The organism is Streptomyces sp. BRA346 (assembly GCF_052851135.1).
The window spans coordinates 120,937-147,391 of the sequence record NZ_JAIWIH010000003.1 but is presented as its reverse complement, the minus strand read 5'-3'; the positions used below and the strand labels follow the sequence as shown (position 1 = coordinate 147,391).

The following is a 26,455-nucleotide window of genomic DNA, read 5'->3' as shown; positions in this document are numbered from 1 at the left end:
TCCCGTCGGGGGGCGGGACCGGCGGCCGGTCGCGGTCGCTGCCGCGGTCAGCCGCGCGCGGCCAGCAGATGGTCCATGGCGAGCTGGTCCAGGCGCTCGAAGGCCATACCGCGCTCGGCAGCGACCTCGACGTCGAACGCCTCGAAGGCGGTGCGGTCGGCGAGCAGCGCCGCCGGGGTCTCGCCCTCGTCCAGGGTGGGCCGGGCCAGTTCGTCCAGGCGCGAGGCGCGCAGCGCCTCCTGGATCTCCGGGTCGGCGCGGAAGGCGGCCGCCCGCTCCTTGAGGATGAGGTAGTTGCGCATGCACCCGGCGGCCGACGCCCAGACGCCCGCGATGTCCTCGGTGCGCGGCGGCTTGAAGTCGAAGTGGCGCGGCCCCTCGTAACCGGCCGTCTCCAGCAGGTCGACGAGCCAGAAGGCGGCCCGCAGATCGCCCGCCCCGAAGCGCAGGTCCTGGTCGTACTTGATGCCGGACTGGCCGTTGAGGTCGATGTGGAAGAGCTTGCCCGCCCACAGCGCCTGGGCGATGCCGTGCGGGAAGTTCAGCCCGGCCATCTGCTCGTGGCCGACCTCGGGGTTCACCCCGTACAGCTCGGGCCGCTCCAGCCGCTCGATGAACGCGAGGGCGTGGCCGACGGTGGGCAGCAGGATGTCGCCGCGCGGCTCGTTGGGCTTGGGCTCGATCGCGAAGCGCAGGTCGTAGCCCTGCTCGGTGACGTACGCGCCGAGCAGGTCGAAGGCCTCCTTCATCCGGTCGAGGGCGGCCCGCACGTCCTTGGCGCCGCCGGACTCCGCGCCCTCGCGGCCGCCCCAGGCCACATACGTCTTCGCGCCCAGCTCGACCGCGAGGTCGATGTTGCGCAGGGTCTTGCGGAGTGCGTAGCGGCGGACGTCCCGGTCGTTGGCGGTGAAGGCGCCGTCCTTGAAGACCGGATGGGTGAACAGGTTGGTGGTGGCCATGGGCACGGTCATGCCGGTGGCGTCCAGGGCCTGCCGGAAGCGCTTGATGTGCGACTCGCGCTCGGTCTCCGAGGCGCCGAACGGGATCAGGTCGTCGTCGTGGAAGGTGACGCCGTACGCGCCGAGCTCGGCGAGCCGGGTGACGGACTCGACGGGGTCGAGCGCCGGGCGGGTGGCATCCCCGAACGGGTCCCGGCCCTGCCAGCCGACCGTCCACAGGCCGAAGGTGAACCGGTCCTCGGGGGTGGGGCTGTAGCTCATCGCGACTCCCTCGCCTCTCTCGCCTATTTCGTCAGGGCGCTTTACAAATTAGTATGCGCGAGCATTCCGGGGAAGCCCCGCTCAGGCCGGATAAGACTCGTCGCAGCACACAAGGACAGGGACGCAAGGGAGAGCGCGAGATGGCAGCAGCAGCCGTGCCCGTGCCGGAAGGACCGCTCGTCGTCGGCGTGGACAGCTCCACACAGTCGACCAAGGTGCTGGTCGTCGACGCCGCGACCGGCCGGGTCGTCGCACGCGGCCAGGGCCCGCACACCGTCGGCGGCGGCGCCGACGGCGAGGGCAAGGAGAGCGATCCCGAGCAGTGGTGGGAGGCGCTGGCGGAGGCGCTGCGCCAGTGCGGTCCGCACGCCCGGCAGGCGGCCGCGGTCGCCATCGGCGGCCAGCAGCACGGGCTGGTGACGCTGGGCTCCTCCGGCCGTCCCGTGCGCCCCGCGCTGCTGTGGAACGACGTGCGCTCGGCGCCGCAGCGCGACCGGCTGGTCGAGGAGCTGGGCGGGCCCAAGGCGTGGGCGGAGCGGATCGGCAGCGTGCCCGCGGCGTCGTTCACCGTCACCAAATGGGCCTGGCTCATGGAGAACGAGCCGGAGGCGGCCCGCGCCACCGCGGCCGTCCGGCTCCCCCACGACTACCTCACCGAACGGCTCACCGGCTACGGCACGACCGACCGCGGCGACGCCTCGGGCACCGGCTGGTGGGCGTCCGGCACCGAGGCGTACGACGAGGAGATCCTCGGCCGGATCGGGCTCTCCTCCGCCCTGCTGCCGCGCGTGCTGCGGCACGGCGAGGCGGCCGGGACGGTACGGGACCTGCCGGACCTGCCGCTGCCGACCGGCGCCCTGGTGGCCACCGGAACCGGCGACAACATGGCCGCGGCCCTCGGGCTCGGGCTGCGCCCGGGCCAGCCCGTGCTCAGCCTCGGCACCTCCGGCACCGTGTACGCGGTCTCGGAACACCGGCCCGCGGACCCCACGGGGGTGGTCGCCGGGTTCGCCGACACCCGTGACGCCTGGCTTCCGCTGGCCTGCACCCTCAACTGCACGCTCGCCGTCGACAAGGTCGCCGCGCTGCTGGGCCGGGACCGGGAGGCGGTGGAGCCTGGCGGCTCGGCCGTACTGCTGCCGTTCCTGGACGGCGAGCGCACCCCGAACCTGCCCCACGCCTCCGGGCTGCTGCACGGGCTGCGCCACGACACCACGCCGGGCGGGCTCCTCCAGGCCGCGTACGACGGCGCCGTCTTCACCCTGCTGACCGCGCTCGACCAGGTGCTGGACGCGGACGCGGCACCCGACACGCCGCTGCTGCTCATCGGCGGCGGCGCCAAGGGCACGGCCTGGCGCGAGACGGTGCGGCGGCTGAGCGGCCGCCCCGTCCAGGTGCCGCGGGCGCAGGAGCTGGTCGCCCTCGGCGCCGCCGCCCAGGCGGCGGGGCTGGCGCTGGGCGAGGACCCGGCGGCGGTGGCGCGCCGCTGGGCAACGGCGGAGGGGCCGTCCTACGAGGCGGTGGAGCGCGACGAGGAGGCGCGAGAGCGCATCGCGCGGGTGCTGTCCGACGCGGACGGGCTGCTGCGCCGGGCCTGACCCACGACGGACGAGACAACCGTACGAGAGGAGACCACGACGGTGGCAGCGCCACTGCCCAACACCCAGCAGGCGATGCGGCGCCGCAATCTCTCCCTCGTGCTGCACGCCGTGGCCGCGCACGGACCACTCTCCCGCGCGTCCGTCGCGGCCCGGGTCGGGCTGACCCGGGCCGCCGTCTCCACGCTGGTGGACGAGCTGATCCGGGACGGGCTGCTGGTCGAGCTGGGACCCTCCCGGCCCGGCACGGTCGGCCGCCCCGGCAGCGCGCTCCAGCTCAACGAGCGCGGTCCGGCCGGGATCGGCGCGGAGATAGGCGTGGACCATCTGGCCGTCTGCGCGGTGGACCTGGGCGGCCGGGTGCGGGCCCGTACGGAGGTGGCGTCGGCCAACCGGGACCGCGCCGTGGGCCCTGCGCTCGCCCGGCTCGCCGAGCTGGTCCGGCAGGTGGCGGCGGAGGCGGTACGCGAGGGGCTGCGGCCCGCCGGGCTCGCGGTGGCGGTGCCCGGCCTGGTGGCGCGCGAGTCGTCACTGGTGGTGCGCGCCCCCAACCTCGGCTGGGAGGGCGCCGACATCGGCCCCGCGCTGCGTGGCGCGCTGCCCGGGCTGCCGCTGACCGTCGACAACGAGGCCAATCTCGGGGCGCTCGCCGAGCTGTGGCGGGGCGGCCATGACCCGGCGCCGCGCGACTTCGTCCATGTCTCGGCCGAAATCGGCATCGGCGCCGCGGTCGTGCTCGACGGGCGGCTGCTGCGCGGCACCCACGGCTTCGCGGGCGAGCTGGGCCATGTACCGGTGCGGCCCGAGGGGCCCGCGTGTGCGTGCGGCGGGCGCGGCTGTCTGGAGCAGTACGCGGGCGAGGAGGCGGTCCTGCGGGCGAGCGGGCTGTCCCCCGAACAGGCCGCCGCCCAGTACCCCGGGCCCGGCGGCCGGATCGCCCTGCTGGCCGAGCGGGCGGCGGACGGCGACCGCCGGGTGCGGGACGCGCTGGGCGGCGCGGGCGAGGCACTCGGCATCGCGCTGGCCGGTGCCGTGAACCTCCTCGACCCGCGCACGGTGGTGCTCGGGGGCGCGCTCACTCCGCTGGCGCCCTGGCTGCTGCCCGCCCTGGAGCGGGAGCTGGCGCTGCGGGTCGCGGACCCGGCGCGCTCCGGTCAGGGCACGGTGACGGTCTCCCGGCTGGGCTCCGACGGTCCGCTGCTCGGCGCGGCGCACTCCGTGGTGCAGGCCGTCCTCGACGATCCGGCGGGGCTCAGGGAGACGGCCGCGGTCACAGGAAGCGGTGCATGATGTGCAGCCCGACGTAGCCCTCCGCCGGATGGTGGAACGCCTTGGGTACGGTGCCCACGATCTCGAAGCCGAGTGAGCGCCACAGCGCGATCGCCCGGGTGTTGGCCTCCACCACGGCGTTGAACTGCATCGCCTGGTAGCCCTCGGCGCGCGCCCACTGCAAGACGTGTTCGCCGAGCGCGCGGCCGACGCCCCGCCCGCCGCTCCCGGGCGCCACCATGAAGCTGGCACCGGCGACGTGCGCGCCGGGCCCCATCTGATTCGGGTTCATCTTGGCCGAACCGAGCACCGTGCCGTCGACGTCGGTGGCGACGACGGTCCGGCCCGGGGGCTTCAGCATCCAGAGGTCACGGGCCCGGCCCTCGTCCAGGTCGCGGGGGTAGGTGTACGTCTCGCCCGCGGCGACGATGCGGTGCAGGAAGGGCCAGATCGCGGGCCAGTCCTCGGGGGTGGCGGTCCTGATGAGCATGACGGCCAGCATGGCGGAACGGACCGGCGTCCCGCGAACCGATTTCCGCGAGTCCGCCGGGCCCGCCCGCCGGGAATCCCCGTACCGCGTCGGCGAGCGTGCGGCGTCAGTGAGACGCCGCTTCAGCGAGCGTGCCGCGTCAGCGAGTGCCGCGCAGGAAGTCCTCCAGCCCCGCCAGGTCATCGGTGTTGAGGTAGCCGACGCGCGCGGCCAGCAGTTCGCGCCACACGGCCTCGCGCGCCGGGCCCGCGAGGTCGGGCGTGGCCCAGAAGCGCACCTTCTGCCGGGCCGAGCGGGCGGCGACGGTGATCTGGTACAGCTTCTCCCGCTCCTCCTGCGGCATCGGGCCGACGCCCTGCCAGGTGAAGGTCTTCGTCCAGTCGGCGCTGATGAGCGGGATGAAGGAGGCGGGCACACCGGTGCCCATGTCCTCCAGCCGTCCGTCGTAGAAGGCGTGGCGCACCTTCTCGGCCTCCATGGGGGCCCGGGCTCCGCGGTCGCCCGATATGACGGCGGTCACCGCGCCGCGCCGCACCTGGCCGCCGACCCCGCCGTAGGCGGTGCTGAACATCCGGCTGTAGCGGCGCAGCCGCTTGGCGAGTTCGAGGTAGGTGGCCTCACCGGGGGTCTTGATGTCGATCAGCAGTTGCAGCGACAGGTCGTAGCCGCGGTAGACCCGGCCGTGGTTCGCCGTGACGCGCTGGAACAGCGGATCGAGGTAGAGGGACTCCAGGGTGCGGGTGGGGTCGAGCTCGGTCGCGTCGTGGGCGACCAGCAACTGGTCGCCCACCAGCCAGATGTCGGCCTCGACGCTGCCGAAGCCGTGGGACAGCGCGTCGATGAGCGGGCGCGGGTGCTCGTAGTCGTTGTGCGCGTGGGCTCTGGCCAGCGGCGGCTTGGGCCTGGGGCCGGTTGAGTCAGCGAACGCCGGGGCGGCGGTGCCGCCCGCGAGTGCGGCTCCGAGGGTGACGACAAAGGCGCGGCGTGTACGGCGGACCATGGGGGCCTCCCGGCTCTCGTCCCGGCGTGGTGCCGGATGTACGCGTCGGTCGCCAGTGAGTATCGGGGGGTCGCGGTCCCCGTGGGCAGGGGCGTGCGAAGAGTTCCGCAGGTGGTCCCCGGCCATTTCCACGCCGTTCCCGCGGCCCCGGCGCCGGGCGGCGAAGTCCGGTCACGACGGGATCGGCTGACGGAAAGGCGGCAAACAGCCATGACGGGACGTGGACACGGAACGCGGGTGCGGGTGGCGGCGGTGGTCCTGGCCTGGGCCGCGCTGGTCGGCACGGACGCGGCCGGGGCGGCACCGGCGCACGCCGACGCCCGCGCGCCGCGGTTTGGCTCAAGCGCCGTCATCGCGCCGGGCGTCGAATACCGGACGTTCACCGTCGCCGCCTCGCACGGCACGGCATACGGCCATCTGCTCTCGGTGGATCTGCGCGAACCGGGCATCTCGCTCGATCTGTTGACCGCGGGCGCGGTCGCCGCCCGAAAGCCGGTCTCCGCCATGGCCGACGAGCGCGGCGCGGTCGCCGCCGTGAACGGCGACTTCTTCAACATCTCCGAGACCCAGCACCCCGGAGTGCCGGCCACGGGCGCCTCGGTCGGCCCCGCGGTGGCGGGCGGGGCGGCGCTCAAGTCGGCGGTGCCGAACGGCCAGCGCTTCGGCCCGGTGCTGCCGCCCGGCACCACCACGGAGGACGTGGTCGGCCTGGGCGCGGACCATGTGGCCCGGCTCGGCCGGCTGACGCTGCGGGGCACCGTGGGGGCCCGGCAGGGCACGCTGCCGCTGCGCGGGGTCAACCAGTACGCGGTGGCGGAGGGCGGCGTCGGCGCGTACACCTCCGACTGGGGGACGGCCTCCCGCGTCCGCGCCGTCTGCGGGACGGACACCGACCGGGCGGCGCCCTGCGGACAGGACACCTACGAGGTGACGGTGCGCCGGGGCGTGGTCACCCGGGTGGCGGCCGCCCCGGGCGAGGGCGCGATCGCACCGGACACCGTCGTCCTGGTGGGGCGCGAGGTGGGCGCGCGGGACCTGCGCGCGCTACGGGTCGGCGACCCGGTGCGCGTCGGATACCGGCTGGAGGGCGCGCAGCGGGCGCCGTTCACCTTCGCGGTCGGCGGCTTTCCGATCGTCCGGGACGACCGCCCGCTCGCCGGGCTGGACACGGTCGACGCGGCCGTACGCACCTCGGCGGGCATCGCCGACGGCGGGCACCGGCTCTATCTGCTGGCCCTGGACGGCGGCCCGGACTACCGCAAGGGACTGACCATCGGTGAACTCGCGGACCTCATGCTCGACACCGGCGCCGAGGACGCAGTTGATCTGGACGGCGGCGGCTCGTCGACGCTCGTCGCGCGCGAGCCGGACGGCGCACGGACGACGGTGCGCAACCACCCCTCGGGCGGCGCCGAGCGGCCGGTCCCGAATGGGATCGGAGTATTCACCCGGCACTAATTCCGCAAACCCCTGGCGAGGCACTCTTTTGAGTGAATGCACGGCCCAAAATCCGCTGATAGCTTGGCAGTTGCTTGAGCGGAATATCTCTTCAAGGCCGTACAGGGATGGGTGAGCATTCACGATGACGACGTCCGTTGAGTCAGGTTCCGGTATCGGCAATCCGCAGCCGCCCACGAGTCTGGGCACGGAGGCGGCACGGAATCTGGCGACGACGACAAAGTCCGTGCCGCAGATGCAGGGCATCACCTCGCGGTGGCTGCTGCGCATGCTGCCGTGGGTGCAGGTTCCGGGCGGTTCGTACCGGGTGAACCGCCGGGCGTCGCACACGCTCGGCGACGGGCGGGTGGAGTTCACCACCACCGGGTCGACGGTGCGGGTCATCCCCGTCGAGCTGCGCGAGCTGCCGCTGTTGCGCGCCTTCGAGGACACCGAGGTGCTGGAAGCGCTGGCGGACCGCTTCACCCAGCGCGAGTTCGCCCCCGGGGAGCTGCTGGTGGAGGCCGGGCACCCGGCGGACGAGCTGGTCCTGCTCGCCCACGGCAAGGTCGACAAGCTGACCGAGGGGGCCTTCGACGAGCCCTCGGTGGTCGGCTCGGCCGCCGGCGGTGACCACTTCGGCGAGCGGGAGCTGGCCGCCGCCGAGCCCGGCACCTGGGGCATCACGGCCAAGGCGGTCACCTCCTGCACGGCGCTCACCCTCTCCCGGCAGGACTTCGAAGAGCAGCTGGACCGGTCCCGGGAGCTGCGGGCGCATGTGGAGGCGGTGCGCTCGGCGCCGGTGGCCCCGCAGAACGAGCACGGTGAGGCGTCCATCGACCTGGCCTCGGGGCACACGGGCGAGCCGGTCCTGCCCGGGGTGTTCGCGGAGTACGAGCTGAAGCCGCGTGAGTACGAGCTGAGCGTCGCCCAGACGATCCTGCGCGTCCACACCCGCGTCGCCGACCTCTACAACGAGCCGATGAACCAGGTCGAGCAGCAGCTCCGGCTGACCATCGAGGCACTGCGCGAGCGCCAGGAACACGAGCTGGTCAACAACCCGGACATCGGCCTGCTGCACAACGCCGACCTCTCCCAGCGCATCCACACCCGCAGCGGCCCGCCCACCCCCGACGACCTCGACGCGCTGCTGGCCACCGTCTGGAAGGACCCGGGGCTGATCCTGGCCCACCCGCGGGCCATCGCGGCGATCGGCCGGGAGTTCAACAGCCGGGGCATCGTCCCGCAGCACGCGGAGGTGAACGGGCACGCGGTGCCCGCCTGGCGCGGGGTGCCCATCTTCCCGTGCAACAAGATTCCGGTGAGCCGCAGTGGCGTCAGCTCGATCCTCGCGCTGCGCACCGGCGAGGAGAACCGGGGCGTGATCGGCCTCCACCGGACCGGAATTCCGGACGAATACCAGCCGAGCCTTTCCGTTCGTTTCATGGGAATCAACGACCAGGCCGTCATGTCGTACCTCGTCAGCGCCTACTATTCCGCGGCCGTCCTCGTCCCGGACGCGCTCGGAATCCTGGAGAACGTGGAAATCGGACTCTGATGGTCCGGGTGGCCGCGCCCTCGGCCGTCCGGATGACCTTCCCGCAACGCCCCCTCTACCGAAATGGGTGATGAACACAGATGACCACCTCCGTGGAGTCCGGTGAGCAGCCGCTGAGTCTGGGTACCGCCGCCGCCCGGAACCTGGCGACCACGACCAAGTCCGTGCCGCAGATGCAGGCCGTCTCCTCCCGGTGGCTGCTGCGCGTGCTGCCCTGGGTCCAGGTGTCGGCCGGTACGTACCGGGTGAACCGGCGGCTCACCTACACGGTCGGGGACGGACGGATCGAGTTCACCAGCACCGGATCCGAGGTGCGGGTGATTCCGCCGGAGCTGGGTGAGCTGCCGACGCTGCGCGGCTTCGGCGACACCGCGGTGCTGGAAGCGCTGGCGGACGGCTGCGTACAGCGGGAGTACGCGCCGGGCGATGTGCTGGTCGAGGCGGGGCGCCCGGCCGATCAGGTGTACCTCATCGCCCACGGCAAGGTCCGGCAGGTCGCGCCCGGGGCGTACGACGAGGGCACGGCGCTGGGGCTGCTGGCCGACGGGGAGTACTTCGGGGACGCGGCGCTGACCGGGCCGGAGCGCACCTGGGAGTTCACCGCGCGGGCCGTCACCCGGACCACGGTGCTTACCCTCCCCCGCCGGGTCTTCCAGGAGGCCGCCGACCGGTCCGAGGCGCTGCGCAACCATCTCCAGGAGGCGTCCGGGCAGACCGCGCCCGCGCAGAACCGGAAGGGGGAGGCCGATATCGCGGTCACCTCCGGCCATACGGGGGAGCCGACGCTGCCGGGCACGTTCGCGGAGTACGAGCTGAAGCCGCGTGAGTACGAGCTGAGCGTGGCCCAGACGATCCTGCGCGTCCACACCCGCGTCGCCGACCTCTACAACGAGCCGATGAACCAGGTCGAGGAGCAGCTCAAGCTGACCATCCAGGCGCTGCGCGAGCGCCAGGAGCACGAGCTGGTCAACAACCGGGAGTTCGGTCTGCTGCACAACGCCGACCTCTCCCAGCGCATTCACACCCGCAGCGGCCCGCCCACCCCGGACGATCTGGACGAGCTGCTGGCCCGCCGCCGCAAGACGCAGTATCTGCTGGCGCATCCGCGCACCATCGCCGCCTTCGGCCGCGAGTGCAGCAGCCGGGGGCTGTATCCGCAGGGCGCCGAGGTCGCAGGGGTCGCGGTGCGCGCTTGGCGCGGGGTGCCGCTGCTGCCCTGCAACAAGATCCCGGTGAGCGACTCCGGTACCAGCTCGATCCTCGCGCTGCGCACCGGGGAGGAGAGCCAGGGCGTGATCGGCCTGCATCAGACGGGCATCCCGGATGAGTACGAGCCCAGCCTGAACGTGCGGTTCATGGGCATCAACGAGCAGGCGATCACGTCGTACCTGGTGAGCGCCTACTACTCGGCGGCGGTGCTGGTGCCCGACGCCCTGGGTGTGCTGGAGGACGTCGAAATCGGCCGCTGAGCGAGGCCGCGCTCGCGGGCGCCGGTCAGGGGCGGACGCTGCTGACCACGTCCGCGGTCGCGGACAGGCCCTCGGAGATGGTCGGCGCGATGCTGCTGCTCGCCAGGTAGAAGCCCAGCGTGACGCAGACCAGGGCATGCGAGACGCGCAGCCCGCCGCTGCGCAGGAAGACCACCGCGAGGATCAGCAGGAGCAGGACCACGGAAATCGAAATGGCCATGGGGAGCCTCCTGGGCCGCTTCAGGGGATCGGGATCCGGCCGTCAGTGTGGCCCAGAATCGCCCTGAATCCCCTAAAAGCGGGTACTCCACACGAGTGCCGATCTCCCGTTCGACCTCCGGGTGCCGACATCGCCCGGTGAATCAGCCCGGCAGCGGGGCGGATTCACCGGGCGTCAGCCGGTGGGACCGGGTCAGCCCGTGGGGGTGGGGAGGTCCACCAGGTCGGCGAGCGCCTGGCGGTGGCGGCCCGGGGTGCCGAGCAGGGTCTCGGCGCTCTTGGCCCGCTTGAGGTAGAGGTGCGCCGGGTGCTCCCAGGTCATGCCGATGCCGCCGTGCAGCTGCACGCACTCCTCGGCCGCGTGCACCGCCGCCTGCCCGCAGTACGCCTGCGCCACGGCCACCGCGACCGGTACGTCCGGGCTGTCGGTGGCCAGCGCGTCGGCGGCGTGCCGGGCGGTGGCGCGGGCCGAGACCAACTCCAGGTAGAGCGCCGCCATCCGGTGCTTGAGCGCCTGGAACGACCCGACGGGGCGCCCGAACTGATGGCGCTCCTTGGTGTGGCGGACGGTCTCGGTCAGACACCATTCGGCCACGCCCAGCTGCTCGGAGGCGAGCAGTCCGGCGCCGGTGAGCAGCGCCCGTACGACGGCGTCCTGCGCACGGTCGGCGTCGGCCAGCCGACGGGCGGGGGCGCCGGTGAGGGTCACCGCGGCGAGGGGCCGGGTGAGGTCGAGCGAGGTGAGGGGCTCCACGGAGACGCTGGCTTCCGTGGTCTCCACGGCGTACAGGCCGTATCCGTCCGGCCCGTCGGCAGGGACGAGCAGCACATCGGCGCCCGCCGCGCCCGCGACATGGGTGATCCGGCCGCTGAGCGTCCCGTCGCCGTCGACCCGTACGGTCGCGGCCGGGGCGGTGGCGCCGGGCGCGGTGGCCGCCGGAACCGCCAGCGCGCCGATGGTGCGGCCTTCGGCGAGGGCGCCGAGCAGCCGCACCACGGCGGCCTCGCCGGTGTCGCAGCCCAGCACGGCGCCGACCGCGACGACGGCGCTGGTGAGGTACGGCACGGGGGCGACGGCCCGGCCCAGTTCCTCCATCACGACCGCCGCCTCGCGCGCGGTGGCGCCCTGTCCGCCGAGCTTGTCGGGCACGAGCAGCCCCGCCGTGCCCATCTCGGTGCCCAGCGAGCGCCACAGTGCGGGGTCGTGCGCCCGGCCGCTCTCGGCCTCGGAGAGCACGGCGGCGGGCGGGCAGCGGTCGGTGAGCAGCGACCGCACGGCGGCGCGCAGATCGTCCTCGGCCTCGGTGTAGAGCAGGTCCGGGGTGCTCATCGGGGCAGATCCTTCCACGGGACGTCCTTGTCGGTCCGCGGCTCGGGCGGCAGGCCCAGGACGCGTTCGGCGATGATGTTGAGCAGGACCTCGGAGGTGCCGCCCTCGATGGAGTTGCCCTTGGCGCGCAGATAGCGGTATCCGGCCTCGCGTCCGGTGAAGTCGACCAGTTCGGGGCGGCGCAGCGTCCAGTCGTCGTAGAGCAGGCCCTCCTCCCCCAGCAGTTCGACCTCCAGAGCGCTGATCTCCTGGTTGAGCCGGGCGAAGGCGAGCTTCATGGCCGAGCCCTCGGGGCCGGGCTGTCCGACGGCGAGCTGCTGCCCCAGCCGCTCGCCCGCGAGCCGGGCGGCCTCGGCGTCCACCCACAGCCGCAGCAGCCGCTGGTGCAGATCGTGGGTGCGCAGTTCGGGGCGGTCGCGCCAGGTCTCGGAGACCAGGCCGATCATGCCGCCCTCGCGGGGGACGCGGCCGCCGCCGATGGCGACGCGCTCGTTCATCAGGGTCGTCTGGGCGACCCGCCAACCCTCGCCGATCTCGCCGAGGCGGCGGCTGTCGGGGATGCGTACGCCGGTCAGGAAGACCTCGTTGAACTCGGCCTCGCCGGTGATCTGGCGCAGCGGCCGGACCTCGACGCCGGGGTCGGTCATGTCGCAGACGAAGTACGTGATGCCGCGGTGCTTGGGCAGGTCGGGGTCGGTGCGGGCGATGAGGATGGCCCAGCGGGCGAGGTGGGCGCTGGACGTCCAGACCTTCTGTCCGTCGACGATCCAGTCGTCGCCGTCGCGTACCGCCCGGGTGGCGAGTGCGGCGAGGTCGGATCCCGCGCCGGGCTCGCTGAACAGCTGGCACCACACCTCCTCACCGGTCCACAGCGGGCGCAGCAGCCGCTGCCGCTGCTCCTCGGAGCCGAAGCCGAGGATGGTGGGCGCGGCCATGCCGAGGCCGATGCCGATGCGGCGGGGGTCGTTGTCGGGTGCGCCGGCGGCCTCGAGTTCGGCGTCCACGACAGCCTGGAGCGAGCGGGGGGCGTCCAGGCCGCCCAGCCCCACCGGGTAGTGCACCCAGGCGAGTCCGGCGTCGAAGCGGGCGCGCAGGAAGTCCAGGCGGTCGGTGGTGGCCGGGGGGTGCGTTTCGAGGAGCGCGCGGGTGCGGCGCCGCAGTCCGTCGGCGTCCACGGCGGTGGTGTCCCGGTCGGTCTCGGACGTGCTCATCGGGCGCCTCCCTCGGGCTGCCCGGGGACGACCACGACGCGGCCGGTGGTCACGCCGTCGGCGACGCGCTGGACGGCGTCCGCGGCCCCGCTCATCGGCACCCGCTCGCTGACCAGCGGTTTGACGGTGCCCTGGGCGGCGAGCTTGGTCAGCTCGTCGTGGCAGGCGCGGATCGCGGCGGGGTCGTAGGTGTTGTACAGGCCCCAGTGGAGGCCGAGGATGGCGTAGTTCTTGACCAGGGCGTGGTTGAGGGCGGCCTGCGGGACGACACCGCTGGCGAAGCCGACCACCACGATCCGGCCCTCGAAGGCGATGCACTTGACGGACTGGGCGAAGGCGTCGCCGCCGACCGGGTCGTAGACGACGTCGGCGCCGCGTCCGCCGGTGGTCTCCTTGACCGCGGCCACGATGTCGTCGGCGCGCCGGTCGAGCACCACGTCGCAGCCCAGTTCGCGGGCGACCCGGGCCTTGTCCTCGCCGCCGACGACGCCGATCACCCGCGCCCCGGCCGCCTTGCCGAGCTGGACGGCGGCGCTGCCGACGCCGCCCGCGGCGGCGTGCACCAGCAGCGTGTCCCCGGCCCGCAGCCCGGCCCGGCGGTGCAGGCCGAACCAGCCCGTCTGATAACCGATGTGCAGGGCCGCGGCCTGGGCGTCGTCCAGCGCGTCGGGCGCCGGCAGCACGGTGGCCGCGTCGACGGTCACGTACTCGGCGAAGCCGCCCGCGGGGAGCGTGGGGGTGGCCAGGACGCGCGCGCCCACCTCGCCCTGCGCCCCTTCGCCGAGGGCGACGATCTCGCCGCACAGCTCGACGCCCGGGGTGAACGGCATGGGCGGCCGCACCTGGTAGTGGCCGCGGCACAGCAGGGCGTCCGGGAAGTTGACGTTGACGGCCCGGACCCGCAGGAGCAGTTCCCCGGGCCCGGCCACCGGATCGGGCACGTCGTCGAGGCGCATCACCTCACGCGGCTCGCCATTGTCGTGCACTCGCCATGCCTGCATCCGATGGCCTCCAGAAGCTTTCGGTAGGGGCGGCGGGGGGTGTCTTGCCGATCATGCCGGGCTCGCGACGCCTGGCACGGCACCTCGCGGCCCCGCGCTCGTCGCGCTCCGCGCCCCCCAGCTACCGCTGGGAGGTGCCCCCTGACGCCGCTCGCTGATCCGGCCTGACCGACAAGACACTCCCACACCCTTCGGGGCGCACATACTAACCAGTCGGTACGAGCAGGGGAACCGGCTCGTGCGGGGGCTTCAGCCATCCTGCCTTCCCGCCCGGCGCGCGGTGAACTCTTGTGCAACTCTGGAGGCACCCTTGAGCCCGGAACCTCGACGGACAAGAGTGGACGGCGACATATCGGTTCCTATTGCAGCGATCCGACGGCCGGAACGGGACGGGAGATGACGACTGTGCCCGACAGCAAGGCGATCGACGAGGCCGAGATGGAGGCCAGACTCCACGGCATCTGTTTCAAGACCGGTCCTCCGCGACGCATCGGCGTCGAGCTCGAATGGCTCATGTACGACCCGCACGACCTCGCACAACCCGTCGAGGCGGCCCGGCTGGAAGCCGCGGTCACCGCCCTGCGCGAACTGCCCCTCGCGTCCGCGCTCACCTTCGAACCCGGCGGCCAGCTGGAGCTCAGCTCCCTCCCGGCCGACTCCCTCACCGCATGCGTGGAGTCCGCCGCCGCCGATCTGGTCCTCGTCCGTGCGCTCCTCGCCGAGCTGGGCCTCGGCATCGCCGGTCATGGACACGACCCCTGGCGCCCACCGCGCAGGATCCTCACCACACCCCGCTACGACTCCATGGAGACCTATTTCGACCGCCGGGGACCGGCGGGGCGCTCCATGATGTGCAACACCGCCTCCGTACAGGTCTGCGTGGACGCCGGGCAGGAGGAGCCCGGTCCGCTGGGCCTCGGGCGGCGCTGGCGGCTGGCCCATCTGCTGGGCGCCGTACTGACCGCCGCGTTCGCCAACTCCCCGCTGCGCGAGGGCCGCCCGACCGGCTTCCGCTCCACCCGGCAGACACTGTGGGCGGCGATGGACCCCGGGCGCACGCTGGCCCCGCCCGACGACAGGGATCCGCGCACCGCCTGGACCGGGTACGTGCTGGACGCGCCCGTGATGGCCATCCGGGACGACGGCACGCGCTGGGCGGTGCCGGACGGGCTCACCTTCCGGCAGTGGGCCCGCACCGGACAGCCGAGGCCGCCCACCCAGGACGACCTCGACTTCCACGTCTCGACCCTCTTTCCGCCCATCCGCCCGCGCGGCCACCTCGAACTGCGCATGATCGACGCACAGAGCGGCGACGACGGGTGGATCGTGCCCCTCGCCGTGACCGTGGCGCTCTTCGACGACCCCGAGGCCGCGGAAACCGTCTACCGCGTGGTGAAACCGCTCGCCGAGACGGCGGGCGCCCGGCCCGCGCCCTGCAACCCGCTGTGGATGGCGGCGGCCCGGGACGCCCTGACCGACCCCGAGCTGCGCAACGCCGCCGTGGCCTGCTTCGCCACGGCGCTGGAGGCGCTGCCCCGGATCGGGGCCTCCTCCGCCGTCGTGTCCGCCGTCGCCGACTTCTCGGACCGCTATGTCGCCCGCGGCCGCTGTCCGGCCGACGATCTGCTCGCCCCCCTTCCCGGGAAGGAGGAACGGTCATGACCGCTCCCGGCCCCGCACTCGACCCCGAGGCGCTGCGCCAGCGCGCCGAAACGGTTCTGTGCACCGCGCGCGACCGTACTCACACCCTCACCACCTGCGTGGACGAGAACGACCTCACCGCCCAGCACTCCCCCCTGATGTCGCCGCTGGTCTGGGACCTGGCACACATCGGCAACCAGGAGGAGCAGTGGCTGCTGCGCGCCGTCGGCGGGCAGGACGCCCTGCGCCCCGAGATCGACTCGGTGTACGACGCGTTCGAGCATCCGCGCGCGAAGCGCCCCACGTTGCCGCTGCTGGCGCCCGCCGAGGCCCGCGGCTATGTCGCGGACGTGCGCAACCGGGTGCTCGACGTCCTGGAGCGGACCGAGCTGCGCGGCGCCCCGCTGGTCGACGCGGCCTTCGCGTTCGGCATGATCGCGCAGCATGAGCAGCAGCACGACGAGACGATGCTCATCACCCATCAGCTGCGCCGCGGCCCCGCCGCCCTCACCGCCCCGCCGCCGCCCGACACCTCCGGCGGCGCCCTGCCGGAGGAGGTGCTGGTCCCGGGCGGCCCGTTCACCATGGGCACCTCGTCCGAGCCCTGGGCGCTGGACAACGAGCGCCCCGCGCACCATCGGCTGGTGCCGCCCTTCTTCATCGACACCACCCCGGTGACCAACGGCGCGTACGCGCACTTCATCGCCGACGGCGGCTACACCGAGCGGCGCTGGTGGTCCGCCGAGGGCTGGGCGCACATCCAGGAGCACGGCCTGAGCGCCCCGCTGTTCTGGCGGCGCGAGGGCGGCCAGTGGCTGCGCCGGCGCTTCGGGGTGACCGAGCCGGTGCCGCCCGAGGAGCCGGTGATCCATGTGAGCTGGTACGAGGCGGATGCCTACGCCCGCTGGGCCGGGCGGCGACTGCCCACCGAGGAGGAGTGGGAGAAGGCCGCCCGCCACGACCCGGAGAGCGGCCGGTCCCGGCGCTATCCGTGGGGCGACGCGGACCCCACCCCCGACCACGCCAACCTCGGCCAGCGCCATCTGCGGCCCGCACCGGCCGGCAGCTATCCGCAGGGCGCCTCGCCGCTGGGTGTACGGCAGCTGATCGGGGACGTGTGGGAGTGGACGTCGAGCGACTTCCTGCCGTACCCGGGGTTCAGCGTCTTCCCGTACCCCGAGTACTCGCAGGTCTTCTTCGGGCCCGCGTACAAGGTGCTGCGCGGCGGCTCCTTCGCCGTGGACGCGGTCGCCTGCCGCGGCACGTTCCGCAACTGGGACCTGCCGATCCGCCGCCAGATCTTCTCGGGCTTCCGCACCGCCCGCGACGCGTCCCCGGCGGAGCTCTCATGAGCGCGCGGCAGCGAGCATCGGGTACGGCGGGCACGCCGGGGCTCACCGGGGGCGCCGGTGTGTAGGCATCTGGCGTACCTGGGGCCCGAGCGGCCCATCGGCGAGGTCGTCATCGCACCGGAGCACAGCCTGTTCACGCAGTCGTGGGCGCCGCGGCGGCAGGCGCACGGCACCGTCAACGCCGACGGGTTCGGCGTCGGCTGGTACGCGCCGGACGACCCGGTGCCCGCGCGCTACCGGCGCGCCGGGCCCATCTGGGGCGACCTGTCGTTCGCCGATCTCGCCCGGGTGGTACGGACCGGGGCGCTGATGGGCGCGGTGCGGGACGCCACCGTGGCGAGCGCCGACGGCGAGGCGGGCGCCTCGCCCTTCGCCTCCGGCGCCTGGCTGTTCAGCCACAACGGGGCCATCAGCGGCTGGCCGCACACGCTCGCCGGGCTCGCCACGTCCCTGCCCCCCGCCGATCTGCTCGGTCTCGAGGCGCGCTGCGACTCGGCGCTCGTCTGGGCGCTGACGCTGCACGCGCTGCGGCTGGGCCACGCCCCGGCCGAGGCGCTGGCCCGGACCACGGAGGAGGTGGCGGCCGCCGCGCCCGGTTCGCGGCTCAACCTGCTGCTCATGGACGGGGAGACGATCGCCGCCACCGCCTGGGGCGACACGCTCTGGTACCTGAGCGGGCCGGATCGCGCGGTCGTGGTCGCCTCCGAGCCGTACGACGACGATCCGCGGTGGACCGAGGTCCCCGACCGCACGCTGCTCACCGCCACCCGCTCCGATGTATTCCTCACCGCACTCAAGGAGGGTTCCGCGTGAGCCCCTTCACCGTCACCCGCACCCTGCCCGCCGACGCCACGGCCGCGGCCCTGCGCGCCGATGTCGCCGAGGGGCTGACCCGCACCCCCAAACAGCTGCCGCCGAAGTGGTTCTACGACGCGCGGGGCAGCGAACTCTTCGAGGAGATCACCCGGCTGCCCGAGTACTACCCGACGCGCGCGGAGCGGGAGATCCTGATCGCGCGCGCGGCGGAGATCGCGGACGCCACCGGTGCCCGCACGCTGATCGAGCTGGGCTCCGGGTCCTCCGAGAAGACCCGCCACTTGATCGAGGCCCTGCCGGATCTGCACGCCTACGTTCCGGTGGATGTCAGCGAGAGCGCCCTGGAGCTGGCCGGGCACGCCCTGCTCGCCGACCATCCGGGGCTGACGGTGCACGCGCTGGTCGCCGACTTCCTCGGCGGGCTCACGCTGCCCGACGACCTTCCGGGGCCGCGCCTGCTGGCGTTCCTCGGCGGCACGATCGGCAATCTGCTGCCGCCGGAGCGGGCGGAGTTCCTGGCCTCGGTGAGCGCCCTGCTGTCGCCGGGTGACGCGCTGCTGCTCGGCACCGACCTGGTCAAGGACGAGGCCACGCTCGTCGCCGCGTACGACGACGCGCAGGGCGTCACCGCGGAGTTCAACAAGAACGTGCTCCGGGTCCTCGACCGGGAACTGGGCGCCGACATCGACCCCACGGACTTCGACCACGTGGCGGTGTGGGACGCCGAGCGGGAGTGGATCGAGATGCGGCTGCGCGCCCGCAAGGACCTCACCGCGAAGATCCCCGCGCTGGATCTCGCGGTGTCCTTCGCGGTCGGGGAGGAGGTCCGTACCGAGGTGTCCGCGAAGTTCCGGGAGGAGAAGGTGCGGGCCGAACTGGCGGCCGCGGGGCTGGAGTCGCGGCGCTGGTGGACCGACGCCGCGGGCCGCTTCGCCCTGTCACTGGCGGTACGGATGTGACGCATGGGGAGGGTGGGACACGGGCACGCATGATCGTCACCCTGCGTCCCGCGTGAACCACCGATCGAAATAATGTGATGCACATCACATCACCGAAAGAGGGCCGCAGCACAGCGCGTTGTGGCCCTTTTTCGGTGTGAACTCCCTCTTGTTGTGGCCAAATCGGGCCCCTTATGTTTAGCCCGCTTTGGCAGCCCGCCTCGGGCAGCACCTCACAGGCAGCAGGAGAAGGAGCCGTCCATGCCCTTACGGGGACGCCACCGCCGTTACAAGCCCAACCGCATCTCCCGTGCCTCGCTGAGCGTCACGGCGGGCGGCGCCGGCATCGCACTCCCTCTCGTCGCCGCCGCGGGCGCGAACGCCGCCTCCAGCGAGACCTGGGACAAGGTGGCCCAGTGCGAGTCCACCAACAACTGGGACATCAACAGCGGGAACGGCTTCTACGGCGGGCTCCAGTTCACCCAGAGCACCTGGGAGGCGTACGGGGGCACCGCCTACGCGGCGCGGGCCGATCTGGCCACCAAGGCCCAGCAGATCGCCATTGCCGAGAAGGTGCTCGACGGGCAGGGACCGGGGGCATGGCCGGTGTGCTCGGGGAAGGCAGGGCTGGCGCAGGACACCGGCGCGCCGCAGACCGCGCCGAAGGTCGTCAAGGCCGTCGCCAAGGAGCGTGCGCACACCGCCGAGCAGGTGCGGCAGAGCAAGCCGACACCCACCAGTCTGCCGGGCAACGCGTCCACGAAATCCGGCCCCTATGTGGTCGTCAGCGGCGACACCCTGTCCCGGATCGCCGACGCGCAGGAGGTGCGCGGCGGCTGGCACGCGCTCTACGAGACCAACCGCGCGACGGTGGGCTCCGACCCCGACCTCATCTACCCCGGCCAGAAGCTCTCGCTGAGCGGGGGCAAGGCCACGCCGGAAGCCAAGCCCGAAGCGAAGGCCAAGGCCAGGCCCGCGGCGAAGCCCCAGGCCAAGCACAGAGCCCAGCCCAAGGCGAAGGCGAAGGCCGAGGCGAAGGCCAAGCCGCAGCAGACCGAGCGGCGGGCGAGCAAGCCCGCCGCCAAGCCCGCCGCCACCACCGGCTTCACCGCGCCCGTGAGCGGCGTCAGCCCGACCACCGCCTACCGCGCGTCCGGGTCCAGCTGGTCGAGCGGCCATCACACCGGCATCGACTTCCCGGTGGGGGTCGGCACCTCGGTGAAGGCCGTCGCGGGGGGCCAGGTGGTCTCGGCGGGCTGGGCGGACGCGTACGGCTACGAGGTGGTCATCCGGCACGCGGACGGCAAGTACAGCCAGTACGCGCACCTGTCCCAGCTGTCGGTGCGCGCCGGGCAGGGCGTCAACGTCGGCCAGCAGATCGGCCGTTCGGGCTCGACCGGCAACACCACCGGTCCGCATCTGCACTTCGAGGTGCGCACCGGGCCCGCCTACGGCTCGGACATCAACCCGCTGAGCTATCTGCGCGCCCGCGGTATCAGCATCTGAGCCGCGTTCGCTGTCGGTGGGGCGTGCCAGACTCCCTGTCATGCACGATCGGCCCGCCCCGCTCGACATCGGTGACGACGATCCGCGCCTGACCTACCGGGGCGCGGTGTCCCTTCAGCGCGGCCCCGGATGGACCGCTCCCTGGCGGCTGCCGTACGAGGACGCCGCGCTGTACCTCCCCGAGGGCGGGCTGGGGCGGGCCGCGATGCCGTCCGGGGTGCGGGTCACCCTGCGCACCGACAGCCCCTCGCTCGTCTGCCGCTACCAGGCCGATCCCCCGCCGGAGCTGAACGGCCCCGAGGAGCGGGCCCGGCTCGACGTGGTGTGCGACGGGCGGCGGACGGCCACCGCGGACCTGGAGACGCACGGCGGGGACGCGGAGGTCCGGGTCGATGGGCTGCCGGGGCGCATGACGGCGGTCGAGCTGTGGCTGCCGTACTACCACCAGTTCCGGCTGCGGGGCCTGACGCTGGACGCGGGCTCCGCCGTCGAGCGCGACAGCGCCGAACGGCGGCCGCGCTGGGTCCACTTCGGCAGCTCCATCTCGCAGGGGCGCGGGGCCGCGTCGCCCAGCCGGACCTGGGCCGCACTGGTGGCGCGCCGCGCCGGGTGGGACCTGACCTCGCTGGCCCTCGGGGCGGCCTGCTGCCTCCAGCCGATGACGGCGCGGCTGATGCGGGACCTCCCGGCCGAGCTGCTCACCGTCTGCGTCGGCATCAACATCCAGGCGCTCGGGAGCCACAACCGCGACGCGCTCGCCTCGGCGCTCGTCGGCTTCGTGCGCACCGTGCGGGAGGGGCATCCGGACACCCCGTTCGCCGTGATGTCGACCATCACCGCGCCCGAGCGGGAGGAGGTGCCCGGGCCCTCGGGGATGACGATGCGCGAGTGCCGGGCGCACATACGGCGCGCCGTGGCGCTGCTGCGCGACCATGGCGACAAGAACCTTCACTACGTCCACGGTCCGGAGGTGTTCGGGCCCGGCTGTTCGCGACTGCTGCTGGAGCCGGAGGGCCTGGACCGGCTGCACCCCTCGGCCGACGGCCACCCCGTCTTCGCCTCCCGGTTCATGACGGTGCTGCGGCGCGCCGGATGCGTGCCGTGAGGGCGTGCCCGGGTGCTTCGAAGTGGTGCGTCAGGACGCCCCGTACACCGGTCCCGGCGGCTGGGCGGCCGCGAGCAGCTTCGCCGCGGCCTCACCGGCCTCGGCCGGGGTCCAGCGGGCGCCCTTGTCGGCGGCCGGCCCGGGCCGCCAGCCCTCCATGACGGTGATGCGGCCGGCCTCGGCCTCGAAGACCCGTCCGGTGACCCCGGCGCAGGCGGCGGAGCCCAGCCAGACGACGAGCGGTGAGACATTGCCGGGCGCCATCGCGTCGAACGCGCCGGGCTCGTCGGGCGCCGCCATGGTGTCGGCGAACGTCGCCTCCGTCATGCGAGTGCGGGCCGCCGGGGCGATCGCGTTGACCTGGATCCCGTAGCGGCCCAGCTCGGCCGCGGCCACCAGGGTGAGGCCGACGATCCCGGCCTTGGCGGCCGCGTAGTTGCCCTGCCCGACGCTGCCCAGCAGCCCGGCCCCGGAGCCGGTGTTGACCACGCGTGCGGTGGGCGTCCGGCCCGCCTTCGCCTCGGCGCGCCAGTGGGCGGCGGCGTGCTTGAGGGGCAGGAAGTGCCCCTTGAGGTGGACGCGGATCACGGCGTCCCAGTCGTCCTCACCGAGGTTGACGAGCATGCGGTCGCGCAGGAATCCGGCGTTGTTGACGAGGGTGTCGAGCCGGCCGTAGGCGTCGAGGGCGGTGGCGACGAGAGAGGCCGCGCCGTCGGCGGTGGCGATGTCACCGGCGTGCGCCACGCCCTCGCCGCCGTGGGCGCGTATCTCCTCCACCACCTCCTGCGCGGGGCCCGGGGACTCCCCGGCGCCGTCCGGCCCCACGCCGAGGTCGTTCACGACGACCCGTGCGCCCTCGGCGGCGAAGGCGAGCGCATGCGCCCGGCCGAGGCCGCGTCCGGCGCCGGTGACGACGGCGACGCGTCCGGTGCAGATGCCTGTCATCCTGCTCCTCCTGATCCTGGGCCTGCTCCTGGGCCTGTTGAGGGCGTTGCGTCCGCCGGGGACCGCGCCGCCGCCAGGAACGCCGGGCGCTCTCCGCCGCCGTGGACGGCCAGGCTCGCGCCGGTGATGTACGCAGCCATCGGGGAGGCGAGGAAGACGCAGGCGTCGCCCGCCTCCGCCGGGTCGGCGAGGCGGCCCAGCGGCACGGTGCGGGACACGGCGGCCACGCCGGTGGCGTCGCCGTAGTGCAGATGCGCGAGTTCGGTGTGGACCATGCCGAGGACCAGGGTGTTGACCCGGATCGCGGGGGCCCATTCCACGGCGAGGGTGCGGGCGAGGTTGTCCAGGCCCGCCTTGGCGGCTCCGTAGGCGGCCGTGCCCGGCGAGGGGCGGGTGCCGCTGACACTGCCGATCATCACCATCGATCCGCCGCCCTCCTGATCGCGCATCACCTCGTAGGCGCCGAGGGCGACGGTCATCGGGGCGATCAGGTTCAGTTCGACGACCCGCGCGGCGCGGCGCGGGCCGGACTCGGCGAGCAGCCCGTACGGGCTGCCTCCGGCGTTGTTGACCAGGATGTCCAGTCGGCCGTGGGCATCGCGCACCCGGGCGAAGAAGTCCGCGACGGCGGCCGCGTCCCGCACGTCGAGCGCCCGGAAGCGGGCGGTGCGACCGGCGGCCGCGACCGGGTGGTCCGGCGGGCGGCGGGCGCAGACCACGACGTCGGCACCGGCCGCGAGCAGGGCCCGGGCGATGCCCGCGCCGACGCCGCGGGTGCCGCCGGTGACGACGGCGACGCGTCCGGACAGGTCGATGGAGACGGCCATGGCCCCTTCTCACCCTCCCGTTGTGCGCCGGGCGCTGCTACCTTCACGCCTAACAAACGTTTGGTGGAAAGGTAGCGGATCTGCTCATGGGTGTCTCCACCTCCGCCCCCGAAGCGGGCGTCGCCGTCGTCACCGTGGACTTCCCACCCGTCAACGCCCTTCCCGTGCACGGCTGGTACGAGCTGGCCGACGCGCTGCGCGCCGCGGGCGCCGATCCCGCGGTGCGCTGCGTGGTCCTGGCCGCCGAGGGCCGGGGGTTCAACGCGGGGGTGGACATCAAGGAGATGCAGCGCACCGAGGGGCACCGGGCGCTCATCGGCGCCAACCACGGCTGCCACGCGGCGTTCGCGGCCGTCTACGACTGCCCGGTCCCGGTCGTCGCCGCGGTGCACGGCTTCTGCCTCGGCGGCGGCATCGGCCTGGCGGGCAACGCGGACGCGATCGTGGCGGCCGAGGACGCGACGTTCGGGCTGCCGGAGCTGGACCGGGGAGCGCTGGGCGCGGCCACCCATCTGGCCCGGCTCGTCCCCCAGCACCTGATGCGCGCGCTGTACTACACCTCGCGCACCGCGACCGCCGAGGAGCTGCACCGGCACGGCTCGGTGTGGCGGGTGGTGCCCCGTGCCGCGTTACGGGGCGCCGCGCTGGAGCTGTCCCGGGAGATCGCCGCCAAGGACGGTGCGCTGCTGCGGCTCGCCAAGGCGGCGATCAACGGCATCGACCCGGTCGACGTCCACCGCAGCTACCGCTTCGAGCAGGGCTTCACCTTCGAGGCGAATCTCGCGGGGATCTCCGACAAGCACCGGGACGCCTTCGTATCCGACAGGTCCGGGGGCGGTGAGGGGCGATGAGCGACAAACGGATGAGCGCGGAGGAGGCCGTCGGCCGGATCGAGAGCGGCATGACGGTCGGCATCGGCGGCTGGGGCTCCCGGCGCAAGCCGATGGCGCTGGTGCGCGCACTGCTGCGCACGGACGTCCGCGATCTGACCGTGGTCGCGTACGGCGGCCCGGACGTCGGGCTGCTGGCCGCCGCCGGGAGGGTCCGCAAACTGGTCACCGCCTTCGCCACGCTCGATTCGATCCCGCTGGAGCCGCATTTCCGGGCGGCGCGGGAGCGCGCGGACTTCGAGCTGGTGGAGCTGGACGAGGCGATGTTCCTGTGGGGGCTGACCGCGGCCGTGCACCGGCTTCCCTTCCTGCCGATCCGGGCGGGACTCGGGTCGGACGTGATGACGGTCAATCCGGGACTGCGGACGGTGGTCTCGCCGTACGAGGACGGCGAGGAGCTGGTGGCTGTGCCCGCGCTGCGGCTGGACGTGTCGCTCGTCCACCTCAACCGGGCCGACGCCCAGGGCAACGGCCAGTACCTGGGCCCCGATCCGTACTTCGACGACCTGTTCTGCGAAGCGGCGGAGCAGGCGTATCTCTCCTGCGAACGCGTCGTCCCCGCCGCGGAGTTCCTGGCGGCGGCCGGTCCGCAGTCCCTGCTGGTGGGGCGCCACGCGGTGAGCGGCGTGATCGAGACCCCCAACGGCGCGCACTTCACGTCCTGCGCCCCCGACTACGGACGGGACGAGACGTTCCAGCGCGCGTACGCGAAGGCCGCCGCCGACCCGGCCGCCTGGCAGGCGTTCGCCCGGCGGTTCCTGGCGGGGGACGAGGACACGTATCAGGCCGCGGTCGCGGCGTACGCGAAGGAGGGCGCGGAATGACCGTCACCCGGGCCGAGTACTGCGTGCTGGCCTGTGCCGAGGCATGGCGGGGCGACGGGGAGGTGCTGGCCGCCCCGATGGGCCTCATACCGCGGCTCGGCGCCCGGCTGGCGCGGCTCACCTTCGCGCCCGATCTGCTGCTCACCGACGGCGAGGCGCTGCTGGTCGGCGCCGATGACGCGACGGTGGAGGGCTGGCTGCCGTACCGCCGCCACCTCGCGCTGGTCATGGGCGGCAAGCGCCATGTGATGATGGGCGCGAGCCAGCTCGACGCCCACGGCAACCAGAACATCTCCTGCATCGGCGACTGGAAGCAGCCCCGGCGGCAGCTGCTGGGCGTGCGCGGAGCGCCCGTCAACACCCTCAACAATCCGACGAGTTACTGGGTGCCCCGGCACTCCCCGCGCGTCTTCGTCGAGCGTGTCGACATGGTGTGCGGCGTCGGCCACGACCGGGCCGCTGCCGCCGGTCCCTCCGCGACCCGCTTCCACCGCATCCCCCGCGTGGTGACCGACCTCGCGGTGCTCGACTTCGACACCCCGGACCGCACCCTGCGGGTGCGCTCCCTGCACCCGGGCGTATCGGCCGAGCGGGTGCGGGAGGCGACCGGTTTCCCGCTCGCCGTTCCCGACGGCGTTCCCGCCACCCGGGAGCCGACCGCCGAGGAGCTGCGGCTGATCCGGGAGGTCATCGATCCGGCGGGGCTGCGCGAACGGGAGGTACGGCCCTGATGGACACCGCGCCGATGGGCACCGCGCTGACCCGGCTCGTCGGTGTGCGGCATCCGATCGTCCAGACGGGCATGGGGTGGGTGGCGGGCCCCCGGCTGGTCTCGGCGACCGCCAACGCGGGGGCGCTGGGCATCCTCGCCTCGGCCACCATGTCCCCGGAACGGCTGCGGTCGGCCGTGCGGGAGGTCGCGTCCCGCACCGAGGCACCCTTCGGCGTCAATCTGCGGGCCGACGCGGGGGACGCCGCGGAACGGGTGCGGATCATCATCGAGGAGGGCGTGCGGGTGGCGTCCTTCGCGCTGGCCCCGAAGCGTGAGCTGATCTCCCGGCTGAAGGACGCGGGCGTGGTGGTCATCCCGTCCGTGGGCGCCCGGCGGCACGCCGAGAAGGTGGCGGGCTGGGGCGCGGACGCGGTGGTGGTGCAGGGCGGCGAGGGCGGCGGCCACACCGGCGAGGTGGCGACCACGGTACTGCTCCCCCAGGTCGTGGACGCGGTGGACATCCCGGTGGTGGCTGCGGGCGGCTTCCACGACGGGCGCGGCCTGGTGGCGGCGCTCGCGTACGGGGCGGCCGGGATCGCCATGGGCACCCGCTTCCTGCTGACCTCCGACAGCACCGTCCCGGCCGCGGTGAAGGCCCGCTATCTGGCGGCGGCGGCCTCGGACGTCACGGTCACCACCGCGGTGGACGGGCTCCCCCACCGGATGCTCCGCAGCGAGCTGGTCGCCTCCCTGGAGCGCTCCGGGCGCGCCGCCGCCCTCGTCCGCGCCGTGCGCCACGCCGCGGCCTTCCGGCGGCTGTCCGGGCTGAGCTGGGCGCGCATGGTGCGCGACGGCCGGGCGATGCGGCGCGGCAAGGGGCTCTCCTGGAGCCAGGTGCTGCTGGCCGCGAACACCCCGATGCTGCTGAAGGCGTCGATGGTGGACGGCCGCACGGACACCGGTGTGATGGCCTCCGGGCAGGTGGCAGGGGTGATCGACGATCTGCCGTCGTGCGCGGAGCTGGTGGAGCGGATCATGGCCGAGGCGGCCGAGGCCCTGGACCGGATGCCCGGCGGCCGTACAGTGGGGTGAAAGCG

At 73.6% G+C, this 26,455-nt stretch carries 24 protein-coding genes; 15 read left to right on the top strand and 9 right to left on the bottom strand.

Annotated elements, in window-relative coordinates:
* Window positions 1-47: 47 nt before the first annotated feature.
* Entirely contained in the window at window positions 48-1,220 is a 1,173-nt protein-coding gene (gene xylA, locus LCH29_RS04610) for a xylose isomerase (RefSeq protein WP_446460390.1), read from the bottom strand.
* Window positions 1,221-1,375: 155 nt separating this feature from the next.
* Here xylA and xylB point away from each other — a divergent pair, with 155 nt between their 5' ends.
* Window positions 1,376-2,818, top strand: a complete 1,443-nt coding sequence (gene xylB, locus LCH29_RS04605; RefSeq protein WP_446460572.1) for a xylulokinase — start codon at window positions 1,376-1,378, stop codon at window positions 2,816-2,818.
* A gap of 42 nt (window positions 2,819-2,860) precedes the next feature.
* On the top strand, window positions 2,861-4,108 hold the full coding sequence (locus LCH29_RS04600; protein WP_446460389.1) for an ROK family protein: 1,248 nt from the start codon (window positions 2,861-2,863) through the stop codon (window positions 4,106-4,108).
* Here the strand turns inward: LCH29_RS04600 and LCH29_RS04595 are convergent.
* Window positions 4,089-4,577, bottom strand: coding sequence for an N-acetyltransferase family protein (locus tag LCH29_RS04595; protein ID WP_446460388.1), 489 nt, complete (start codon window positions 4,575-4,577; stop codon window positions 4,089-4,091). The genes LCH29_RS04600 and LCH29_RS04595 overlap by 20 nt on opposite strands.
* Window positions 4,578-4,716: 139 nt before the next feature.
* Window positions 4,717-5,577 (bottom strand): phosphatidylinositol-specific phospholipase C/glycerophosphodiester phosphodiesterase family protein, encoded by an 861-nt coding sequence (locus tag LCH29_RS04590; RefSeq protein ID WP_446460387.1) that lies wholly within the window; start codon window positions 5,575-5,577, stop codon window positions 4,717-4,719.
* Between the two features lie 210 nt (window positions 5,578-5,787).
* On the opposite strand from LCH29_RS04590, the gene LCH29_RS04585 reads away from it, so the two are divergent.
* The 3 genes from LCH29_RS04585 (at window position 5,788) to LCH29_RS04575 (ending at window position 10,041) form a co-directional block, all read left to right on the top strand.
* Window positions 5,788-7,035, top strand: coding sequence for a phosphodiester glycosidase family protein (locus tag LCH29_RS04585; RefSeq protein WP_446460386.1), 1,248 nt, complete (start codon window positions 5,788-5,790; stop codon window positions 7,033-7,035).
* Between the two features lie 124 nt (window positions 7,036-7,159).
* On the top strand, window positions 7,160-8,572 hold the full coding sequence (locus LCH29_RS04580; RefSeq protein ID WP_446460385.1) for a family 2B encapsulin nanocompartment shell protein: 1,413 nt from the start codon (window positions 7,160-7,162) through the stop codon (window positions 8,570-8,572).
* An 80-nt stretch (window positions 8,573-8,652) separates the two neighbouring features.
* On the top strand, window positions 8,653-10,041 hold the full coding sequence (locus LCH29_RS04575; RefSeq protein WP_446460384.1) for a family 2B encapsulin nanocompartment shell protein: 1,389 nt from the start codon (window positions 8,653-8,655) through the stop codon (window positions 10,039-10,041).
* Window positions 10,042-10,066: 25 nt separating this feature from the next.
* On the opposite strand, the gene LCH29_RS04570 is transcribed toward LCH29_RS04575, so the two are convergent.
* The 4 genes from LCH29_RS04570 to LCH29_RS04555 all read right to left on the bottom strand — a co-directional run bounded on the left by LCH29_RS04570 (window position 10,067) and on the right by LCH29_RS04555 (window position 13,802).
* A complete protein-coding gene (locus LCH29_RS04570) occupies window positions 10,067-10,261 on the bottom strand; it encodes a hypothetical protein (protein ID WP_009720740.1) in 195 nt (64 codons plus the stop codon).
* Window positions 10,262-10,453: 192 nt separating this feature from the next.
* Window positions 10,454-11,590, bottom strand: a complete 1,137-nt coding sequence (locus LCH29_RS04565; protein ID WP_446460383.1) for an acyl-CoA dehydrogenase family protein — start codon at window positions 11,588-11,590, stop codon at window positions 10,454-10,456.
* Window positions 11,587-12,801, bottom strand: a complete 1,215-nt coding sequence (locus tag LCH29_RS04560) for an acyl-CoA dehydrogenase family protein (protein ID WP_446460382.1) — start codon at window positions 12,799-12,801, stop codon at window positions 11,587-11,589. The genes LCH29_RS04565 and LCH29_RS04560 overlap by 4 nt, the downstream gene beginning before the upstream one ends.
* Window positions 12,798-13,802 (bottom strand): NADPH:quinone oxidoreductase family protein, encoded by a 1,005-nt coding sequence (locus LCH29_RS04555; RefSeq protein ID WP_446460381.1) that lies wholly within the window; start codon window positions 13,800-13,802, stop codon window positions 12,798-12,800. The genes LCH29_RS04560 and LCH29_RS04555 overlap by 4 nt, the downstream gene beginning before the upstream one ends.
* 396 nt (window positions 13,803-14,198) lie before the next feature.
* Between LCH29_RS04555 and egtA the strand changes: the two genes are divergently transcribed.
* The 6 genes from egtA to LCH29_RS04525 all read left to right on the top strand — a co-directional run bounded on the left by egtA (window position 14,199) and on the right by LCH29_RS04525 (window position 21,160).
* Entirely contained in the window at window positions 14,199-15,464 is a 1,266-nt protein-coding gene (gene egtA / locus LCH29_RS04550; protein WP_446460380.1) for an ergothioneine biosynthesis glutamate--cysteine ligase EgtA, read from the top strand.
* On the top strand, window positions 15,461-16,795 hold the full coding sequence (egtB, locus tag LCH29_RS04545; RefSeq protein WP_446460379.1) for an ergothioneine biosynthesis protein EgtB: 1,335 nt from the start codon (window positions 15,461-15,463) through the stop codon (window positions 16,793-16,795). The genes egtA and egtB overlap by 4 nt, the downstream gene beginning before the upstream one ends.
* A gap of 57 nt (window positions 16,796-16,852) precedes the next feature.
* On the top strand, window positions 16,853-17,608 hold the full coding sequence (gene egtC / locus LCH29_RS04540) for an ergothioneine biosynthesis protein EgtC (protein WP_446460378.1): 756 nt from the start codon (window positions 16,853-16,855) through the stop codon (window positions 17,606-17,608).
* Window positions 17,605-18,570: an L-histidine N(alpha)-methyltransferase gene (egtD, locus tag LCH29_RS04535; protein WP_446460377.1), complete on the top strand. Its 966-nt coding sequence runs from the start codon at window positions 17,605-17,607 to the stop codon at window positions 18,568-18,570. Before egtC ends, egtD begins: the two co-directional genes overlap by 4 nt.
* Before the next feature lie 240 nt (window positions 18,571-18,810).
* Complete coding sequence (locus tag LCH29_RS04530) at window positions 18,811-20,055, top strand: transglycosylase family protein (RefSeq protein ID WP_446460376.1); 1,245 nt, start codon at window positions 18,811-18,813, stop codon at window positions 20,053-20,055.
* Between the two features lie 40 nt (window positions 20,056-20,095).
* A complete protein-coding gene (locus LCH29_RS04525) occupies window positions 20,096-21,160 on the top strand; it encodes a GDSL-type esterase/lipase family protein (protein ID WP_446460375.1) in 1,065 nt (354 codons plus the stop codon).
* 30 nt (window positions 21,161-21,190) lie between these two features.
* On the opposite strand, the gene LCH29_RS04520 is transcribed toward LCH29_RS04525, so the two are convergent.
* Window positions 21,191-22,105, bottom strand: a complete 915-nt coding sequence (locus LCH29_RS04520) for an SDR family oxidoreductase (protein ID WP_446460374.1) — start codon at window positions 22,103-22,105, stop codon at window positions 21,191-21,193.
* Window positions 22,102-22,932, bottom strand: coding sequence for an SDR family oxidoreductase (locus LCH29_RS04515; RefSeq protein WP_446460373.1), 831 nt, complete (start codon window positions 22,930-22,932; stop codon window positions 22,102-22,104). The genes LCH29_RS04520 and LCH29_RS04515 overlap by 4 nt, the downstream gene beginning before the upstream one ends.
* 86 nt (window positions 22,933-23,018) lie before the next feature.
* Here LCH29_RS04515 and LCH29_RS04510 point away from each other — a divergent pair, with 86 nt between their 5' ends.
* From LCH29_RS04510 to LCH29_RS04495, 4 genes are read left to right on the top strand one after another with little or no spacing between them, the layout of a single operon-like run.
* Window positions 23,019-23,783 carry an enoyl-CoA hydratase family protein gene (locus LCH29_RS04510; RefSeq protein ID WP_446460372.1) on the top strand — a complete coding sequence of 255 codons (765 nt, stop codon included), beginning with the start codon at window positions 23,019-23,021 and terminating at the stop codon, window positions 23,781-23,783.
* On the top strand, window positions 23,780-24,646 hold the full coding sequence (locus LCH29_RS04505) for a CoA transferase subunit A (protein WP_446460371.1): 867 nt from the start codon (window positions 23,780-23,782) through the stop codon (window positions 24,644-24,646). Before LCH29_RS04510 ends, LCH29_RS04505 begins: the two co-directional genes overlap by 4 nt.
* Entirely contained in the window at window positions 24,643-25,377 is a 735-nt protein-coding gene (locus LCH29_RS04500) for a CoA-transferase subunit beta (protein WP_446460370.1), read from the top strand. Before LCH29_RS04505 ends, LCH29_RS04500 begins: the two co-directional genes overlap by 4 nt.
* A 14-nt stretch (window positions 25,378-25,391) precedes the next feature.
* Window positions 25,392-26,450, top strand: a complete 1,059-nt coding sequence (locus LCH29_RS04495) for an NAD(P)H-dependent flavin oxidoreductase (protein WP_446460571.1) — start codon at window positions 25,392-25,394, stop codon at window positions 26,448-26,450.
* The last annotated feature ends 5 nt before the right edge of the window (window positions 26,451-26,455 follow it).

Excerpts from the sequence above, each read along its gene's own strand:
- LCH29_RS04515 (WP_446460373.1), bottom strand. The coding sequence starts at position 22,932 with ATGGCCGTCTCCATCGACCTGTCCGGACGCGTCGCCGTCGTCACCGGC.
- LCH29_RS04565 (WP_446460383.1), bottom strand. The coding sequence starts at position 11,590 with ATGAGCACCCCGGACCTGCTCTACACCGAGGCCGAGGACGATCTGCGC.
- LCH29_RS04510 (WP_446460372.1), top strand. The coding sequence starts at position 23,019 with ATGGGTGTCTCCACCTCCGCCCCCGAAGCGGGCGTCGCCGTCGTCACC.
- LCH29_RS04495 (WP_446460571.1), top strand. The coding sequence starts at position 25,392 with ATGGGCACCGCGCTGACCCGGCTCGTCGGTGTGCGGCATCCGATCGTC.
- LCH29_RS04500 (WP_446460370.1), top strand. The coding sequence starts at position 24,643 with ATGACCGTCACCCGGGCCGAGTACTGCGTGCTGGCCTGTGCCGAGGCA.
- LCH29_RS04595 (WP_446460388.1), bottom strand. The coding sequence starts at position 4,577 with ATGCTCATCAGGACCGCCACCCCCGAGGACTGGCCCGCGATCTGGCCC.
- egtA (WP_446460380.1), top strand. The coding sequence starts at position 14,199 with ATGACGACTGTGCCCGACAGCAAGGCGATCGACGAGGCCGAGATGGAG.
- LCH29_RS04525 (WP_446460375.1), top strand. The coding sequence starts at position 20,096 with ATGCACGATCGGCCCGCCCCGCTCGACATCGGTGACGACGATCCGCGC.
- LCH29_RS04560 (WP_446460382.1), bottom strand. The coding sequence starts at position 12,801 with ATGAGCACGTCCGAGACCGACCGGGACACCACCGCCGTGGACGCCGAC.
- LCH29_RS04580 (WP_446460385.1), top strand. The coding sequence starts at position 7,160 with ATGACGACGTCCGTTGAGTCAGGTTCCGGTATCGGCAATCCGCAGCCG.
- LCH29_RS04505 (WP_446460371.1), top strand. The coding sequence starts at position 23,780 with ATGAGCGACAAACGGATGAGCGCGGAGGAGGCCGTCGGCCGGATCGAG.
- LCH29_RS04575 (WP_446460384.1), top strand. The coding sequence starts at position 8,653 with ATGACCACCTCCGTGGAGTCCGGTGAGCAGCCGCTGAGTCTGGGTACC.
- LCH29_RS04520 (WP_446460374.1), bottom strand. The coding sequence starts at position 22,105 with ATGACAGGCATCTGCACCGGACGCGTCGCCGTCGTCACCGGCGCCGGA.
- LCH29_RS04530 (WP_446460376.1), top strand. The coding sequence starts at position 18,811 with ATGCCCTTACGGGGACGCCACCGCCGTTACAAGCCCAACCGCATCTCC.
- LCH29_RS04590 (WP_446460387.1), bottom strand. The coding sequence starts at position 5,577 with ATGGTCCGCCGTACACGCCGCGCCTTTGTCGTCACCCTCGGAGCCGCA.
- LCH29_RS04555 (WP_446460381.1), bottom strand. The coding sequence starts at position 13,802 with ATGCAGGCATGGCGAGTGCACGACAATGGCGAGCCGCGTGAGGTGATG.
- egtB (WP_446460379.1), top strand. The coding sequence starts at position 15,461 with ATGACCGCTCCCGGCCCCGCACTCGACCCCGAGGCGCTGCGCCAGCGC.
- xylA (WP_446460390.1), bottom strand. The coding sequence starts at position 1,220 with ATGAGCTACAGCCCCACCCCCGAGGACCGGTTCACCTTCGGCCTGTGG.
- LCH29_RS04570 (WP_009720740.1), bottom strand. The coding sequence starts at position 10,261 with ATGGCCATTTCGATTTCCGTGGTCCTGCTCCTGCTGATCCTCGCGGTG.
- LCH29_RS04585 (WP_446460386.1), top strand. The coding sequence starts at position 5,788 with ATGACGGGACGTGGACACGGAACGCGGGTGCGGGTGGCGGCGGTGGTC.